This is a genomic window from Candidatus Andeanibacterium sp., from assembly GCF_057143545.1.
This window is the reverse complement of the sequence record NZ_DBNHSF010000180.1, coordinates 25,625-42,159: the sequence shown is the minus strand read 5'-3', so window position 1 is coordinate 42,159 and position 16,535 is coordinate 25,625. Positions and strand designations below refer to the sequence as shown.

Here is a 16,535-nt window from a genome sequence, read left to right as displayed (position 1 = left end):
TCGTGGCCGATGCGCTGTCTGCAAACGACGAGGTCGCCATCCGCAATATCGTTTCGCGCTATTGCTGGGCGCTCGACACCGGCGACGTCGAAGGCTTTGTCAGCTGCTTCGCCAGCGACGGATTGCTCGAATGGGATGCGTTCGAGGTGCCGCTGGTTTGGCAGGGTTCGGACGCATTGCGACATTTCGCAACCTATTTGCGCGACCAGCCGAGCACCGCCGGGCGGCAGCACCATGTCACCAATGTCATGCTCGAACCGAGCAAGGCCGGCGCGCGCGGCAAGGCTTATGTCGCGGTCGCATTGCGCCAGGGCGACGGGCCGCATCTGCTCAATGTCATGGGCTGGTACGAGGACGAATTCCGCCGCGAGGAGGGCGAATGGAAGATCGCCAGCCGGATAATCCGCGACTGGTCGGGGCCGGTTGTCGGGAATATCTCCGGCCAGACGGGAGAGCGGGTTGCGCGTCCCTTGCCGCCGCCCCTGGCGGGGCTGGTTTACCGCGCCTCAGAAGATTGAGTTGGTTGCGCCGCCATCGATCACCAGGCTCTGGCCGGTGATGTAATTGGCCTGCTGGCTGCAGAACATCGCCACGAAATCGCCGACATCGTCGCAATCGCCGAACCGATCGGCGGCGATCCGCCATTCGCGCGAGAATTCGGCGACTTCCTGTTCGTAGGTCGTTCCCTTGGCCGCAGCGCGCTCGTTGAATTGCTGCTCGACGAAGGCGCTGTGATGCATGCCCGGCAGGAGGTTGTTGATCGTGACATTGTGCTTCGCCACCAGCTTCGAGACCGCGACGGTGTAATTGGCGAGCGCGGCGCGCGTGCTGCCGGACAGGACCCTTATCTCGCCGGGATATTTCGCGGCCACCGTCGCGATATTGACGATCCGGCCCCATTTGCGTTCGACCATCCCGTCGAGCACTGCTTTCATGAAGGCGACCGGTGAAAGCAGCGAAATATCGATCGCCTCGCGCCATTGGTCTTCCGTGATTTCCCGGTAGTCGGGTGTCATCGCGGGCGGCGAACAAGTCCCCACCAGGATGTCCGGATCGGGACAGGCGGAAAGGATCGCTTCCCGCCCTGCGGCCGTCGAATGGTCGGCGCAGATCGGAACGACCCTGGCCCCGGTCTCTTCGGCAATCGCGCGGCAGGCCGCCACCAGCCGCTCTTCCCCGCGGGCCGAGACATAGACCTCGACCCCGGCCTGCGCGAGCGAGCGCGCCGCGCTGCGCCCCATCCCCGCGCTCCCGCCGTTGACGATCGCCTTGCGTCCACTGATTCCCAAGTCCATCCGGGGTCCTTAGATCAATTTGGGGAAGGTCTCCATTGTCCGGAAAAACTTCATCGCGTTGCAGATGACGGCGATCGAACCAAAGAGACCCGGCAGGCTGCTTCAGACCGGCAAGGCCGTGGTGAACTTGATCGTTTCGAGTACGAAATGCGATGACGCCGCGGCGACCGAGGGATGCTGCAAAACCTTGGTGGTCAGGAAGGCATTGTAATCCGCCACATCGGTAGCGACGATCCGCAACAGATAATCCCAATCCCCCGAAGTCGAATAGCATTCGATGATTTCATGCTGCCGCCTGGTGAATTCCTCGAAGGCAGCGGCGGATTTGTCCGGCTGGTTTGCGATCCTGACATTGCACAGGACGTTTACTCCGTAGCCAAGCTTGGCCGGATCGGCGAGCCGGACAACCGCCGTCAGGATGCCCGCATCTTCCATCGCCTTGACCCTGCGCCAGCAGGACGCGCTAGACGCACCCACCTGGTCCGCCAGCATGGCGTGGCTGATGGTTGCATCGCGCTGGATCAGCGTAAGGATTTTCTTGTCGACTTCGTCAATTTGATATGTATGTTTCATGGAATCCGTATATCAGGAAATCTGAATTCAAACAGGCCGTAAAAACCAGTCAAATTTGAAACCACTTTGCGGCAGAAGACTGTTATACGCGATAACTGTCTCAAGCGAAGATCGATAGCGATGGATATGACCGAACTTAACCTTGCCGAGCTCGACAGAGCCCAAGCAGAGATTTCTGCAACCGCCAAGGCGATGGACTCCGTCCTGCCCCTGCACCAACACCTGCTGTTCCGGTTCTGCACCCTGTCTTCGCGGCTGCGCGCGATCGCACTCCGTGACGTCTTGAGCGATCATGACATAGACATGCGCGACTGGCTGGTACTTGCCGCCCTGGTCGAGCTGGGCCCTGGAACGCAGCGCAAGATCGTCAAATACACCAGGCTCGACAAGGTCGCCGTGAGCAGAGCGACCTCCCGCCTGAAGGAACGGGACATGATCACCGCTTCGCCCAATTTTCAGGACGGCCGGTCACACGTGCTGGAGCTGACCAGCGCAGGCCTCGAGCTGTTTGCGTGCTGCACCCAGCCACTTGCCGAGATGGAGGCCAGGATCCTGCACAACCTTGATGCGGGTGAATATGGCAGCTTCAGCTTCCTGCTCTCCCAGGTTGAGCAGGCTGTCGACGAAATCGAGTGCCCCGGGAAGGCTTTCAGAGCGACGGAATGAACAACCGACCGGGGTTCTTCCCGAACCGAGACACTCGCAACAAGCCGAACGATCGCTAGAGCAAGCCATTGCAACCGCCGTCCTACTTGCCTAGATGGCGACGCTCGCATGATCACCACCCACAAAATCTGAGACAGGACGCGGAGAGGCCGAAGGTGCAAGGGGATCACGTCCTGATTGCGGGCGGCGGCATAGGTGGGCTCGCCCTGGCGCTGACGCTCGAGCAGATCGGCGTGCCCTGCACCATATTCGAGAGTGTACGCGAACTCAGACCGCTCGGTGTGGGAATAAACCTGCAGCCCAATGCGGTGCGTGAACTCGAAGACCTGGGAATTGGCGAAAGCGAGCTCGACCAGGTCGGAATCCCCGCGCGCGAATGGGCGCTGGTCGGACTCAACGGCAAGGACATCCATTCCGAACCGCGCGGCAAGCTCGCGGGCTACAACTGGCATCAATATGCGGTCCATCGCGGCAAGTTCCATCTGATGCTCTACCGCAAGGTTATCGAGCGGCTTGGCCCGGACGCGGTCAAGCTCGGCCATGAGGTAACCGGCTATCGCGTACAGGCTGACGGAACCGCGACCGCGCTGGTGCGGATGCCGGATGACAGCCAATGCGAGTTCAATGGAACTCTCCTGTTCGGGGCAGACGGGATTCATTCGACCGTCAGGGCCCAGATGCATCCCGCGCAACCGCCGATCCACTGGGGCGGGACAATCATGTGGCGCGGTACGGCACGCGGAGTCCCGATCCGCACCGGCTCGTCGTTCATCGGTCTCGGCACGAGCCGCCACCGCGTGGTGTTCTATCCGATCTCGCATCCTGACGGTCAGGGACTGGCAGACATCAACTGGATCGCCGAGAAGACCTACGATACCGACCACGACTGGACCAAGTCGGGATGGTTCCGGCGCGCCGAACTGGCGGATTTCGCCCATGAGTTCGAAGACTTTGTCTATGATTGGCTCGATCTGCCCGAACTGCTGGCAAGATCCGAGATCGCCTTCGAGAATCCGATGATCGATCGCGATCCGGTGCCGAGCTGGGTCGATGGCCCGGTCGCGCTGATGGGAGACGCAGCGCATCCGATGTATCCGACCGGCTCAAACGGCGCTTCGCAAGCGATCATCGATGCGCGCGTGATCGGCCGGATCATGCTCGCACACGGAGCCAGCCAGGCGAGCTTGAAGGCCTATGACGACGAGCTGTGTGGACCGATCGGCCAGATCGCCTTGCGCAATCGCGGGGCCGGGCCGTTCGGGCTGCTGAATATGGTCGAAGATCGCTGTGGCGGCGAATTCGAAAACATCGACGACGTGATTCCGGCTGACGAACGCGCCAAATTCATGCTCGCCTACCAACAGGCAGCAGGCTTCGCGAAGGACCAGCTCAATGCCGCTCCACCCACCATTCCCCAGGGCGCGAAAGTAGCCAAGATCGACGCATGACACCGCAGCTGGAGCACGCCTGCGATCTGGTGGTCGAGCTATCTCCTCCGCGTGAGATGGGCGAATGCGGCCCGGGAACCAGGCGGATAATCCCGATCGTCGGCGGAACCGTGAGCGGGCCGCTCTTGCAGGGCCGGATCCTCGACATTGGAGCGGACTGGCAGACTGTCCTGAAAAATGGAGTAGCCGAGCTCGATGCACGCTATGCGATGGAGACCGGCGACGGCGCGATCATAGAAGTGGTCAGCCGCGGCATTCGCGATGCCTCTCCCGAAGTTGCGGCGCGCATTTCCGCGGGCGAGGCAGTGCCGCCATCCGAATACTACATGCGCACGGCGATCCGCCTCGAAAGCGGGCATTCCGCCTATGAATGGGTCAATCGTTCGCTCTTCGTCGCAGCCGGAGGAAAAGTGGGCTCGACAGTCACGCTGGCGGTCTATCGCGTAGGCTGAAATCACGCTTCCGCGGTTTACGCATCTGTGAAGCTCGGCACTCCGACTCCGCACCATGCGTCCGTCCACCGCCCCACCCCATTCAGGCCAGGTGGTGGGCCACCGGTGACGGCGTAAGGGCCGACTCAACAGCCAATAGCGCCCGGCTCTCTGCCGCTAATGCAGTCCGTCCGGTTCCTGGCGCGTTTCCCAAGGCGAAACGGTATAATAAGGTGCCTGATAAAAGGTCGCCAAGACCGATGAAATGCATCCGTCATTGACCTTGAAGGCTTCCAGCAGGCCCCAGCTCTGCGGCTCTTGGAAGATCGACTTGGCTTCGGTTCCATCGGTCAGCTTATAGGTATCGAGTACCCCCTTGTGGTCGATGAATCCGCGGGCCAGCGCGATCTGGCGTTCCTCGTCGATGAGCAGGACTTCGCGGCGAACGCGGTTGTTGAAGTAATAGCGTCCGGACTCGAAACCGCCCTTGATGTCGGTGAACAGCAGGCCGTTCTCGCGCCGGATAGCCTCGGGCTTGAAACAGGTGCCGCGGATTTCCCCGTCATTGAGTTGGAGCGTATCGAAATAGCCATTGGCGTGGGCCGCCAATTGCTCGCGGGTTGCCCGCTGGTCTGCCGGCACCACCTGGTCGAGCAACGGATCGAGCTCGTATTGATCGAGCGGAGCGATCGGCGTCGGCGGGCTGGAGAGGTTGCGGCGGGTCGAAATGATGTGCTCGACCTCGGTGATCTTGCCGCCTTCGACTTTGAGCCGCGCGCCGAGATAGCCTTCGATCTCGCGCTGGCGGATCGGGGTGAAGATCGCAACCGCGCCCCAGCGGGGATCCGACATGATCAGCGCAGGGCCAACATCCTCCGTGACTGTGTCCCACGTCCCGTCGGGAAACGGCATCTCGACATTGTTTTCGCTATAGCGAACATTCTCGGCAAAGGGCGCCTGGGCCGGATCATGGGCAAGGTAGGCGGCACGATATTGCGCGGCAATTCCTTCCAGGCATGCCTTGTCGCATTCGGCGGAAAGGTTGACATCGGCAGTGTCCTGCGGGCCACTCTCGGCCGAACAGGCGGCCAGGGCCATAGCCGACGCCATGAGGCCGGCCGCGATGAACTTGCGCATGATCCTCTCCTCTCCGTGAGCCTGGGCCCGGCTCAAGTAACCTCGAAATACCTGATCGTCGTGCTGCGGCCGTCCGCCGCCAATTTCCCGGTGCCAATGAAGAACAGGCCGGCGACCCAATCGAGATCGCCGCGGACATCGGCATCGACCCAGCTCGTCACGCGATAATAGCCATCGGGGCGGGCATAGCCCATGTTGTAGAGATAGAACCACTGCCCGTCTTCACCGCGCAGGACCACGTGGGTACTGACTTCGGTAACGCCGTCGGGGCGCAGCAGCGAATATTCGCCCGCGCCATGGGGATAGACTGTGCCCTTGAGGCGGCCCCCGATATCGCCGCCGGTGATCTTGCGGAACAGCCGTGTTCCCGACGGCCCGGCAACGGGCTCGGCCACTTCGTGTTCGATCGTGACGGCAAAGGCAGGTTCAAAGCCGACATCGGCGATGTATTCCTCGCCATGGTCTATCGCTTCGGAGAATTCGCGCTCCAGCATCACAGCACCTCGTAATAGGTGAAGACCGTGCGGTCGGGATCGGTCCGGCGGAGGCCGTGGCCAATGAACAGGGTTGAATTCATCCACGCATGGGCGCTGTCCGAGGGCGCCTCGAAGAATGGCGATGTCCGCATCCGCAGCGGCACGTCGCTGTCCGGCGGAGCGATGAAATCCTGGCTGAAGCTGCCATCGGGATTGGTCGGCGCTTCCGACCGCTCGACACTGGCAGGCGCGCCGACGCGCTTCATGTAACCGCGATTGTTGATGTAGATCGGTGTGCCATCGTCGGCGCGGAACATGTAGTGCGCGTCGAGCGGACCGCCGCCGCCGCCAAAATCCGCCCCACCATAGGGAACGACGATACCGGTAAGCCGCGGACCCCAGATCTCGCCGCCGATCGCCGGCACGAATGCGCGGCGATAGGGCGCATCGATCATGATCCGCTCCTTGAAGAAGACGCTGACGGAAAAGGCGTAGCGCGTCTGCAGCCCGCCAAAGTCGCGCACTGGCGGCAATTTGCCCGGATCGGGTATCGGGTGTGCACCGGCAGAAGCACTGCGCGCGGCAAGCACGGCTCCCCCGGTTGCGGCAAATGCCCGGATGGCTTCCCTTCGATCGATCATGGGCAATTCCCCTTTGTTCAGACCAGGCCGAGCTCTTCGGCATCGCACCAGGTGCCATGGACCTGTGTTCCCGCACGGAAAGGCAGGTAGACGCGCGCGATATCGCCTTCGGAAAGGCGCTGCGCATCGGCGATGATCAGTTCGGTGCGCATCTCGGCGAAGTTGGACGCGGTACCGATCAGGTAGCCGTCGCCCTCCTCGGTGCTGCCGCGGCGCGGTACGAAGCTGCATTCCTGAAGGCTGTGCGTGTCGCCGACGAAGTACCGATCGATCTCACCGGTATGGAAATCGAACCGGCCATATGTGTTGGAAACGCGGCCGCCGGCATTGCCTGCGCGCGCCTCGTCGAACGGACGGGTGGGATCTGCGAAGCTCGTAAATCCATAGCGGGTCGGCAGGGTCATGTAGCGCGGATCGGGCTTGCACAAATCGCCGATCCGGGTCGGGAAAACGATTTCTTCCTCCCAGCCCTCGCTCGCGCTGTCGAGGTCAAAGGTCAGCTTGCGGAAATAGGAAACCGCCTTGGTCGGATCCCAAGGCGAGCCATCGACATTGGGGAAGAAGGGAAAGAAGTTGCCGTCGTAGAATGGCGCATAGAGCACCACCTTGTTGCCTTCGCTATAGGCGTTGAGCGTGTGCATCATGCAGCGTTCGGGACCCTTGAACCAGCGCAGGTCGGATCCGTCGCCGTCGCGGCGCATGATTCCGATCATGCTGGGGAGCTGCTTGTCCCAGCCCCAGTGGATCCTGCCTGCCTGCAGGCGCTCCATGCTGGTGATGTAGCAGGCAAACGGCAGGATGATGTGGTCCTGGGTCACCGCGCAGTCGTGTATCAGCGAGACATAGGGCTGCTTGACCCGGATCTCGCGAGTGACCTTGCCGGTCCTGTCGATGAAATAGACGAATATGTCGTCGCTCGCGAGTCCGGTTGCTTCGTACCCGTAGGTGATCATCTCGCCGGTTACCGGATCGATCTTCGGATGGGCCGTGAAGGTTTCGCTCTTGAAATCGCCGCCGTAGTCGTACAGCCCGATGGTCTCCAGGGTCACCGGGTCTATCTCGATCGGGTGCGCATCTTCCTTGAGCGAGAAGAGCTTGCCGCCGTGGATCAGTGGCGAGGTGTTGGAGACCGTCCCGTTCACGCCCTTGACCGCCGCGTCATTGGTGAAGGGGTTGCGATAGTAGCCGAATTGCTGGCGCCCCGCCTCGAGATTAGTGGCAAAGCGCGGCGTGTTGACGAACCGGCCCTTGTAGGAAACGCGCCCGTCCTTGATCCTGAAACTGCTGATATAGCCGTCGCCATGCAGGATCGCGTCGTCCGGGAACTTTGGTGGATAGAACCATTCTCCACCTACCCGCACGAACGCCCCGTCCATGTCCGACGGTATCGTCCCTTCGACCTCGCAATCCTGGACTTCGGCCTCGAAGCGCAAGGGCGCGAAGAAACCGCGGGCTTCGGGACTGGAGAAGATATCTACCATGGTGATTCTCCGTCGTGTGCGCGCTTGCCGGCGGCTAGGCAAACGGGTTCAGGCTGCGCCATTCCTGCTCGCTGAGGCGTCCGATAGCCGCGGCGCCGCGATGGGCTTCGGGCGGTATATAGATTGGAAGGCGGCCCGATGGATCGATCATCGGGCGGTCTGCAAAAAAGGTCAGCCTTGGTGGCGTGCCGCCGAGTGTCGAGATGCCAGCCTTCGCGCTGGGGGCGCGGGCAAACAGCAATATCGCCCCTGCACCTCCAAGCAACGTTCGCCGATCGCATTTCACTATCTTTGCCTTGGCCTTTCATGAGCTCGACCAGGTCAAGCCTGGCCGATCAAAAGGGACCCTTCCAGTTGGAGGTCAAGTAGGGCGAGGCGGTCCAAGCAGCGGCGGCCACGGATAGGAGGATCAGCAAGCCGATTTGAGGCTCCTGGTCGCTCCATCCGTAACCGTATTGCTCACTTCGAAACGTTTCCCGGTCCGTTTCGACCTAGAAGTTCTTCTTGACGGTGACTGCCCATTCGCGCGGACGGGCTGGGGTCACGATCCGGCCACCATTGTTGGCGCGCTGGTCGAACACAGAGTTGAAATAATACTCGTCGGTCAGGTTGGTCACTTCGAGCGAGATCGACAGGTCTTCATCCATGTTGCGCCAGGTCAGTCGGGCATTGGCCGTCGTGAAGCTCGGCAGGATCTGGACCATTCGGTTTGCGCCGGTGCCCTGGAAACCGGCGAAGGTTTCATCCTGGTAGTAGACGTCGAAACGCGGCGTGATCGAACCTGACCCGCCTAGATCGATCTGGTACTGGGCGCCGAACGAAGCCTTCCACGGCGGCATGCCAGTGCCAGGATCGTCCAGCGTGGCGCCACCGGCCGGGTTGACGACGGTGTACTGGAAATCGAGATGGCTGAGCGACGCGTCAATGGTGAACCCATCGACCGGTTCGGCAAAAAGCTCGATTTCCACGCCCTTGATATCGGCGCTTCCGAGGTTGATCCGACATGCCGAAGGAGTGGCGTAGGCCGGCGGCACGTTAGGGCAAGGGCTGGCTGTCGACTGGATGTCGGAGTACTTGTTCAGGAAGGCTGACACATTGAACCGTGCCCGCCGATCGAAGAGGTCGGTCTTCAGGCCGATTTCATATGCCGTCAGTGATTCCGGCCCGAAGGGCAGCAGCTGGAAGGCATTGAACGGACGCGGATTGGAGCCGCCGCCCTTGAATCCGGTCGCTACCGAAGCATAGACCAGCACGGCATCGCTGAAACGATAATCGAGCGCGGCGCGGTAATCGACCTTGTCACCCTTGTAGGAGGCAACGCCGCCGGTCAGCGCACGGACTGTTTCGGTGGTGTCCATGTCCCCGTCACAGTCGGCCGTGTCGGGGCCTTCATAGCCTTCGCCATAGCAAACGCCGACCGGGTCGAGGAAGCCGTTGATCGAGCCGTCCAAATTGTAGCGGAAATAGTTCTGATCCTTCGATTCCTCAGTGTAGCGGATGCCGGCATTGAGATTCAGGTCGGGGACAATTTCCCAAGCGACGTTGGCAAACGCTGCCTTGGCGTCAGCATCGACAGTGTCGGGTTGGCGGAACTGCAGCGGATAGGGCGCCACATAACGTAAATCCTGAGTCGAATCGTAGACCGAGGACTGCTCGAAATAATATCCGCCAATCGTCACGAAGATCGTGTCGGTCAGTTCGGCGTTCAGGCGCAGCTCCTGGCTGAAGCTCCAGTTCGAAAGGTTGTTGATGCCGAAGCCGGTACGGGCCGGCGAGAGATCGCCGTCGGCAAAGAACTGCGTATCGAATTCGCGGTAACCGGTGATCGAGGTCAGCGTCAGCGTATCGGTCAGGTCCAGATTGCCCTGGCCCGACACGCCCCAACCTCGATAGGTCGTACGGTTGGAACCGGAAGTCGCCTCCATGATCGTACCGCCGGCGCCAAACGGATCGCCCGGGATGACCGGTACGAACGCACCGCCATAGGCGTTTCCATCGACCTGAAAGTTACAGAACGGACCGCAGATAAAGCGGTCGTCGAACGGCAGGCCGGCTGGAGTCAGGATATTGGGGTTGGTCTTCTTCAGAGTGGCATCCAGCACCTGACCGGCAACAGTATTATCCTGATTGGTATAGTCACCGATTACCGTGAAATCGAAGCGGTCGCTGGGCTCCCAGCGCAGGATCCCGCGAGCCGCCTGGTAGTTTGTTCCGCCCAGTCTATCCACCAGGCAATCGTCCGTGGTGACGACCCGCGGTTCGCCGCCGACCGGGTTGATCTGTTCCGGAACGCCGTTGGCATTGATGAAGGTGTCTCCGCCGCCGGCCGGATAGACGCAGCCGAAGTCGAGCTGGTCGACGTAGCCGTCCTGGTTTTTCGACACACCCGAGATACGTGCAAACAAGTTATCCGTCAGCGGGAATTCGGCTGATGCACGAATGGAAATCTTGTTTCGTGAACCGTAAGAAACTTCACCCATTCCGGAAGTTTCGCCTCTCGGCAGGCGCGAGAACATCTTGACGGCACCGCCGATCGAGTTGCGCCCCGACAGCGTGCCCTGCGGACCGCGCAGGATCTCGATCCGGTCCAGGTCGAGGGTGTCGAAGATCGCGCCGGTCAACGACGGATAATAGACATCGTCGATATAGATGCCCACGCCCGGCTCGTAAGCCGGGTTGAAATCGTTCTGGCCGATACCGCGAATCGAGGCAGTGACCGAAGGGCCGAATGCTGCCGTCTGCGGGCGAATCTGAACGTTCGGAGCGCTGTCCGCAACCGTCGCCAAGTCGGTTTGACTTTTTACTTCTAGCGTTGCCGCATCAACCGCGGTTATTGCGAGTGGGGTATCCTGCAGGCGCTGCTCGCGGAACTGCGCCGTAACGATAATTTCGCCATCCCGCACACCGCCATCTTCGTCCTGTGCCAAGGCAGGCATGGCGGCTACCAAGGCCAGCAAAGGCAGGCCATAGATGGACTTCCGCAAAACGGACTTGCTCATTGATCTCTCCCATTGGGCATCCACTGTTCTCGAATCCGATAACGCGCGTCAGACTCATCTTTGAGTTCCCGCGCCGCACGTTCACCGGTCGGTTCATGCGACATTCGGGGTTTGGGGTTGCAAAGCAATATATCGGATGGGTATTAGACCCATAACCAATATGTAATGGGTTGGGCATGCCAACTGCGCGTCAACTTGAGATATTCCTGGCTGCGGCCCAGTCCAGCAGCTTCTGCAAGGCTGCCGAAACACTCGGAATCAGCCAGCCGGGAATCAGCAAGCAGATGCATTCGCTTGAGCAGCAAGTTGGTGGCAGACTCTTCGTTCGTCATCGCGGGACAAGCGCCAAGTTGACGGGATTGGGTGAGGAGCTCTTCGTCCGGGCGCAGGAGCTGCTTGAGCTTCAGCGACAAATGCGCACTCCGCAAGGCAAGTCGGTCGCAGTCGAACGGCCGGTCGTGCTTGTGCGGCCATTCCTGCTCGACAGGATCAAACACCAACTGACTCACCTGTTTCCTGCCGATTCACCCATCCTGCCGAAGTTCAAGGTTTTCGACGAGGCGCGGCTCGCATTTGTCTATCTCAAATCCAACCCCGACGCCTTCCATCTCCTCCACACGAGTTCAATTCCAAATCGGCCCGAGTTCGATTGTTCGGTCCTGCGTATCGAAACCTGCGGATTATATGTCTCTCCGGATCTGATGGAGACGATTGGAGGCGATGCGGCGCGCATTGGAGAATTGCACTGGATATTGCCGATGGAAGCCGAAGCCTTGACCCATTGGACCAGCCAATGCCTGATGTCGCTCGGCATCCCGAAGGAACGCATGATTCCGGGCACGCAGTTCATGGAAATTTCCCTGCAGCAAACTCTTGAAGGTCAGGGCGGTGCAATTTTCATGGACCGGCATGTGGCAACCTACGTCGAGCAGGGAAGCCTGCTCCGCCTGCCGCAAGCTGTAGGGTCGCTTTACTTGGTACTCGCCTCGGGCAAATCGGCTGACATTCGCTCTCGCCAGGCCCTGACCCAGAAGTTCCTCAGCCTGGAATGATGGAGCGGACGGCACAGGCGGGATCGTGGCCAGTCTTTGCTGCAATCGGCAAGACGAATGCCAGACCCCTCAAGTCCAGATCATCGGAGTGCAGGTCAACGGCGAACGTGCCGGCGCCACAAGCGGCACCTGGACCGAAGCAAGCGCAACAGCCTGCCGCGCAGCCAATACGAATTCGAGACCTTCAAGGTTGGAGACGGGCGCATCCGGCGGATCGAAGCGATGCTCCGCAATGTGCCGGACGGCGCCAAATCTCCTTCGTGGGCGAAGATCATCCAGGCCCACCCTTCGAACAGGACACCTGACTGCTCAGGCGAAATCGGGATGCCAGCCGGCGCCGATCAGCGGGCGCGAGCGCCTTGCCCTGGGCGGCGGAGCGCACGAAGCGCACGACCAGTAGACCATCCCCCAAATCTCTCCCGGGCCTGCCGCTCCAGTTTCGCCAGGATTGGAGCGAGCTGCTCTTGATCTGCTCGGGAAGAGTGCAAGACCGAAAGCGCCAACGACGAATCCCCGCCTCGAGCAGTTCACGCGAGCTTCCATGCCTGCAATGCCGGCGGATCGTGGCGGGCAGCTTCGATCTCGATTCGCAGGCCATGCTCGTCTCCAAACGTCTCGCAAATGAAGCGGTCGGACCACAGCGTCAGTCCTTCGACCCGCCGATTTTCCGAGATGAGCGCGGGGATTCGCCCGCGCCAGGCCACGCCAAGATCCTCCCTTCGCGAGTCAATCACGGCAACCCCCCGCTCGGACCAATAGGCGGCCCGCGCCCTTGAGGGCGAGAACCGTTCATCGTAAACGAACAGCGCGGGGACACTTTCCGCGGCGGCCAGCGAAGCGGGCACCAGAACCGCGCCGCCAGCGGCGATCGAGCCCTTGATCATGCTGCGGCGATCGATCTGCATCATTGCTTCCTGTCCAGGTAACGGGCGATCAGGTCGAGTTGTTCGTCGCTCAGCTCGGCCTCGCGAATCTGCGGCATCGAGCCGATCCCCTGCCTGACGACGGCCTTCGTGAATTCGGTCGGCAGGTAACTGCGTCTTTCGAGCAAGGCTTCTCCTTCGGCTACCCGGCGCGAGAGCACTCGTGTGCCGAAGCCGCCTTCGAGATGGCATCCGCCGCAATTATCGACGAACAGGGCATTGCCGTCTGCGGCCTGCGGCTCGGCGGCAGGCCCCGCGGCGATCGCTCCGGCGGCAACAAGGCAGCCTGCAAGGGCGCGCAGCGGCGCTTTCACGTTTGCTGCTCCCGATAGGCCTTCGGCCAGATCCCCATTTTCCCGGGGGCGATGATCCCCTTGGGGTCGACCGCATCCTTCACGGCCTCGTTCCAGCGCCGCAGCGCGCCGTCATTATAGTCATAACTGCGCGCCACCTCGTCATAGAACAGCGTGTGGGTGCGATATTCGCCCCAGCCATTGCGAGCGGCCGTTTCGATGAGGCTGCTGAACAGCCGATTTGCGCGTGCCATCATCTCTTCGTCATCGCGATTGAACACGATCATGTTGATGTGGTTGAGGTAGCGCTGGCCCGCCGTGAAGCCGCCGTAATAGTCGAAGCCTGCATCCTCATACATGCCGCGTATCGTCTGGTACTGCTTCCATGCTTCGGCCCCGGAAAAGACCGAGACGGGCGAAAAGGTGAGGTGTCCACCCGGACCTCCGAGCCAATCGACCACGCCGAGCGCGCCGAGGCTTGGCGTCGGCGATCCCGAACCGCTCAACGGATCGCCCCGATGCCATTCGGAAACCTCGAATTCATAGGGAACGGCGGAAGCAAAGGCGGCCTTCACCCTCTCCGCATTGATCCGGTTGACGTCCTCGTTGCCGAACAGGCGGACGCTGAAGTTCCAGTGACCGACCCCCGACTTTATCCGCGCGGCTTCAAGCACCTCGGCAGGGATCGGCCCCTTGCCCTGGAAATATTCGCTGCGCGGCGCGCGCACTGCAAGATTGCGGATAATGTTGCCGAAGCTGGGGTTGGCCTGGACCGTTCCGTCGAGCTTGAGCGGGCGCAGCGCGTCCACGGCAGCCGGCAAGTCCTCGGTCTTCTCGAGCTGCATCGCCAGGTTCAGCGTGTGATCCGGCTCGGGCATCAGCCAGATGCCCATCTTGGTCGCGATGCCGAAATTGGACTGCATGAAGGCACCGTCCCAGGCCGGTCCGAAGCCATAGGGAAACAGCTGCCAGGTCTTGCTGCCGGCCAGCGCGCCCATCCCTGTGCGCAACAACTCGCCGGTCCCGGTGACGATCTCGAGCCCGCAAACCTTCGATGCATGCTCGCCATAGGGCGTGTAGCCCACGCCGCGCTCGAGCGCATTGCCCATCACACTGCCCCAGGTGTGCGCGGGTGCCGACATCCACAGCGGAATCCGGTTATCGACCAGGTGGTTGTAGAGATCGTCGAAACCGACCCCTGGTTCGACCACCGCATAACCGAGCTCGGCATTGACTTCGAGGATGCGGTTCATCCGGATCAGGTCGAGCATGACCACTTCGGCCAGGCGCGGCGCGGCACCGCCATAGCCGAAATTCTTGCCCCGGCTGATCGGCCATAAGGGGATGCCAAGCTCGGCCGCAACCCGAACGATGGCCTGTACTTCCTCGGTACTCGCGGGGGCAACCGCGGCGCGTGGCGCATAGCTTGCCGGGTCGCGCGGCGCCATCGCGTCCTTGTACGCGTCCTGCGCCGCTTCGCCTTCCCAGACGTAGTCCGCCCCGACGATTGCGGCAAAGCGCGCAAGCGCCTGCTCGAGCTTGGCGCGATCGATCACGATCATTGGCCGAACTGCCAGGAAGAAACCCAATTCCCGTGGATCTGGCCGGGCGCCTTGAACGGCAAGCGGACCCGAGCCACTGGACCTGCGGCAAGATCGGCGGTGTCGCCGATCACCAGTTCGGACTTCATGCGCTGATAGTCGGTCGCCATCGCCATGACCCAACCATCGGCCTCGGGCGCATCGGGACTGCGCGGAGCAAAGGCGATCTCCTGGAGCGCATGATGCGATCCGGCGAACATCGCTTCGACCTTGCCGCTGGCGAGATCGAACTTGCCAAGGCTGTTCGACGGCGTCCGGCCGCCGGCATCGCCGTCGAACGGCTTGGTCGCATCGGCAAACGACAGCAGGCCGTAACGGAAACCATGGCCCATGAAGCGGTCGTCGATGCGGCTGAGCGCGCCGGGCTTGTCCTGGAACAGCCTTTCCTCGCGCCAGCCGTCCGCGCCGGAATCCATGTCGATCACGTAGCGGCGAACCGTGGTCCTGGCCCCGGCACCGTCGAATGGACCGCCATTGATGTCGGGAAAGAAGGGGAAGGGGTTTGAATCGCTTACCGCCGCATCGAGGGTGATCACCCCGTCCTTGTCGCTGGCCGAGAACGTATGGACCATCGCCATTTCCGGTCCCTTGAACCACCTGACTTCGGCAGCATCGCCAGCGCGCGGGAGGACGCCGATGAAGCTCGGCCGACTCTTGTCCCAGCCCCAATGGACCTTGCCGGCCTCAAGGCGCTCCATGCTGGTGACCATCCCGTAAACCGGGATGAGGATGTAGTTCTGCGAGATCGCGATGTCATGAACCATCGAGACATAGGGCGCCTCGATCATCCGTTCGCTCGTGACCTTGCCGGACTTGTCGATCGTGTAGATCCAGATGGCATTGGTCGCGAGACCCTCGGCCTCGTAGCCATAGGTAATCATCTCGCCGGTGCGCCCATCGACCTTGGGATGCGCAGTGAAAGTCGGCGCGCGGTAATCGCCGCCGAAATCGAAGAATCCGAGGGTCTCCATCGTCTCGGGATCGAGTTCCATCGGCGGTGCGTCTTCCTTCAGCGCCAGCAGTCTGCCCGCGAACCAGATGATGTTGGTGTTCGAAGCAGTGTCTTGCCTGTTGAACTTGCCCACCATCTCGGGCTCGTGGGTGAAGGGGTTGCGATAATAGCCGAACAGCTGCCGCCGGGCCGCGCGGTTGGCGAGGTACCGTGGCGTCTCGATATACCGGGCACGGAAATCGCACGATCCGTTGGCAATGCGGAAGCTCGACGCGATCCCGTCGGCGGCAAAGGGGGAATCGTCGACGAACTTGGGCGGGTAGAACCACTCTGCCCCCACCCGGAAGAAGGTGCCGGAAAGGCCGGCGGGAATCTCGCCGACCACTTCGCAATCGAACACTTCGGAATCGAAACGCGCGGGCTCTGAATCGCCCTGTAACGCGGGATGGTCCTTGTAGGACAATGTCATGCACCGTTCTCCGTCGCGCCCGCCAAGCCGGACAAAGCCACACCCGGCGCTTTCCTGATTGGACAATTCGGGAGACAAACGCAAACGCCTACATTACC

16 protein-coding genes are annotated in these 16,535 nt (G+C 61.4%); 5 read left to right on the top strand and 11 right to left on the bottom strand.

Going from position 1 to position 16,535, the window contains the following annotated elements:
• Window positions 1–2: 2 nt before the first annotated feature.
• On the top strand, window positions 3–518 hold the full coding sequence (locus tag AC16XC_RS10855; RefSeq protein ID WP_484034676.1) for a nuclear transport factor 2 family protein: 516 nt from the start codon (window positions 3–5) through the stop codon (window positions 516–518).
• On the opposite strand, the gene AC16XC_RS10850 is transcribed toward AC16XC_RS10855, so the two are convergent.
• Together AC16XC_RS10850 and AC16XC_RS10845 are read right to left on the bottom strand one after the other, a co-directional pair.
• Entirely contained in the window at window positions 507–1,295 is a 789-nt protein-coding gene (locus tag AC16XC_RS10850) for an SDR family oxidoreductase (protein ID WP_484034675.1), read from the bottom strand. The genes AC16XC_RS10855 and AC16XC_RS10850 overlap by 12 nt on opposite strands.
• A gap of 102 nt (window positions 1,296–1,397) precedes the next feature.
• A complete protein-coding gene (locus AC16XC_RS10845; RefSeq protein WP_484034674.1) occupies window positions 1,398–1,868 on the bottom strand; it encodes an Lrp/AsnC family transcriptional regulator in 471 nt (156 codons plus the stop codon).
• A gap of 120 nt (window positions 1,869–1,988) precedes the next feature.
• Between AC16XC_RS10845 and AC16XC_RS10840 the strand changes: the two genes are divergently transcribed.
• From AC16XC_RS10840 to AC16XC_RS10830, 3 genes are all read left to right on the top strand, one after another.
• Complete coding sequence (locus tag AC16XC_RS10840) at window positions 1,989–2,534, top strand: MarR family winged helix-turn-helix transcriptional regulator (protein WP_484034673.1); 546 nt, start codon at window positions 1,989–1,991, stop codon at window positions 2,532–2,534.
• 155 nt (window positions 2,535–2,689) lie between these two features.
• Window positions 2,690–3,982 (top strand): flavin-dependent oxidoreductase, encoded by a 1,293-nt coding sequence (locus AC16XC_RS10835; protein ID WP_484034672.1) that lies wholly within the window; start codon window positions 2,690–2,692, stop codon window positions 3,980–3,982.
• On the top strand, window positions 3,979–4,434 hold the full coding sequence (locus AC16XC_RS10830) for a DUF3237 domain-containing protein (protein WP_484034671.1): 456 nt from the start codon (window positions 3,979–3,981) through the stop codon (window positions 4,432–4,434). The genes AC16XC_RS10835 and AC16XC_RS10830 overlap by 4 nt, the downstream gene beginning before the upstream one ends.
• A gap of 156 nt (window positions 4,435–4,590) precedes the next feature.
• Here the strand turns inward: AC16XC_RS10830 and AC16XC_RS10825 are convergent, their stop codons facing one another.
• From AC16XC_RS10825 to AC16XC_RS10805, 5 genes are all read right to left on the bottom strand, one after another.
• Window positions 4,591–5,550: a DUF8021 domain-containing protein gene (locus AC16XC_RS10825; RefSeq protein WP_484034670.1), complete on the bottom strand. Its 960-nt coding sequence runs from the start codon at window positions 5,548–5,550 to the stop codon at window positions 4,591–4,593.
• A 32-nt stretch (window positions 5,551–5,582) separates the two neighbouring features.
• Window positions 5,583–6,044 carry a DUF3237 family protein gene (locus AC16XC_RS10820; RefSeq protein ID WP_484034669.1) on the bottom strand — a complete coding sequence of 154 codons (462 nt, stop codon included), beginning with the start codon at window positions 6,042–6,044 and terminating at the stop codon, window positions 5,583–5,585.
• Complete coding sequence (locus tag AC16XC_RS10815) at window positions 6,044–6,667, bottom strand: DUF3237 domain-containing protein (RefSeq protein ID WP_484034668.1); 624 nt, start codon at window positions 6,665–6,667, stop codon at window positions 6,044–6,046. The genes AC16XC_RS10820 and AC16XC_RS10815 overlap by 1 nt, the downstream gene beginning before the upstream one ends.
• A 17-nt stretch (window positions 6,668–6,684) precedes the next feature.
• Window positions 6,685–8,148, bottom strand: a complete 1,464-nt coding sequence (locus tag AC16XC_RS10810; protein WP_484034667.1) for a carotenoid oxygenase family protein — start codon at window positions 8,146–8,148, stop codon at window positions 6,685–6,687.
• Window positions 8,149–8,639: 491 nt separating this feature from the next.
• Entirely contained in the window at window positions 8,640–11,147 is a 2,508-nt protein-coding gene (locus AC16XC_RS10805) for a TonB-dependent receptor (RefSeq protein WP_484034666.1), read from the bottom strand.
• A gap of 176 nt (window positions 11,148–11,323) precedes the next feature.
• Here AC16XC_RS10805 and AC16XC_RS10800 point away from each other — a divergent pair, with 176 nt between their 5' ends.
• A complete protein-coding gene (locus AC16XC_RS10800) occupies window positions 11,324–12,199 on the top strand; it encodes a LysR family transcriptional regulator (RefSeq protein ID WP_484034665.1) in 876 nt (291 codons plus the stop codon).
• A gap of 527 nt (window positions 12,200–12,726) precedes the next feature.
• Here AC16XC_RS10800 and AC16XC_RS10795 read toward each other — a convergent pair.
• The 4 genes from AC16XC_RS10795 to AC16XC_RS10780 are packed head-to-tail and all read right to left on the bottom strand — an operon-like array spanning window position 12,727 to window position 16,437.
• Window positions 12,727–13,107 (bottom strand): hypothetical protein, encoded by a 381-nt coding sequence (locus AC16XC_RS10795; protein ID WP_484034664.1) that lies wholly within the window; start codon window positions 13,105–13,107, stop codon window positions 12,727–12,729.
• Entirely contained in the window at window positions 13,104–13,436 is a 333-nt protein-coding gene (locus AC16XC_RS10790; RefSeq protein ID WP_484034663.1) for a c-type cytochrome, read from the bottom strand. The genes AC16XC_RS10795 and AC16XC_RS10790 overlap by 4 nt, the downstream gene beginning before the upstream one ends.
• Entirely contained in the window at window positions 13,433–15,004 is a 1,572-nt protein-coding gene (locus tag AC16XC_RS10785) for an FAD-binding oxidoreductase (RefSeq protein ID WP_484034662.1), read from the bottom strand. Before AC16XC_RS10785 ends, AC16XC_RS10790 begins: the two co-directional genes overlap by 4 nt.
• Entirely contained in the window at window positions 14,974–16,437 is a 1,464-nt protein-coding gene (locus AC16XC_RS10780) for a carotenoid oxygenase family protein (RefSeq protein WP_484034661.1), read from the bottom strand. The genes AC16XC_RS10785 and AC16XC_RS10780 overlap by 31 nt, the downstream gene beginning before the upstream one ends.
• Window positions 16,438–16,535 lie beyond the last annotated feature (98 nt).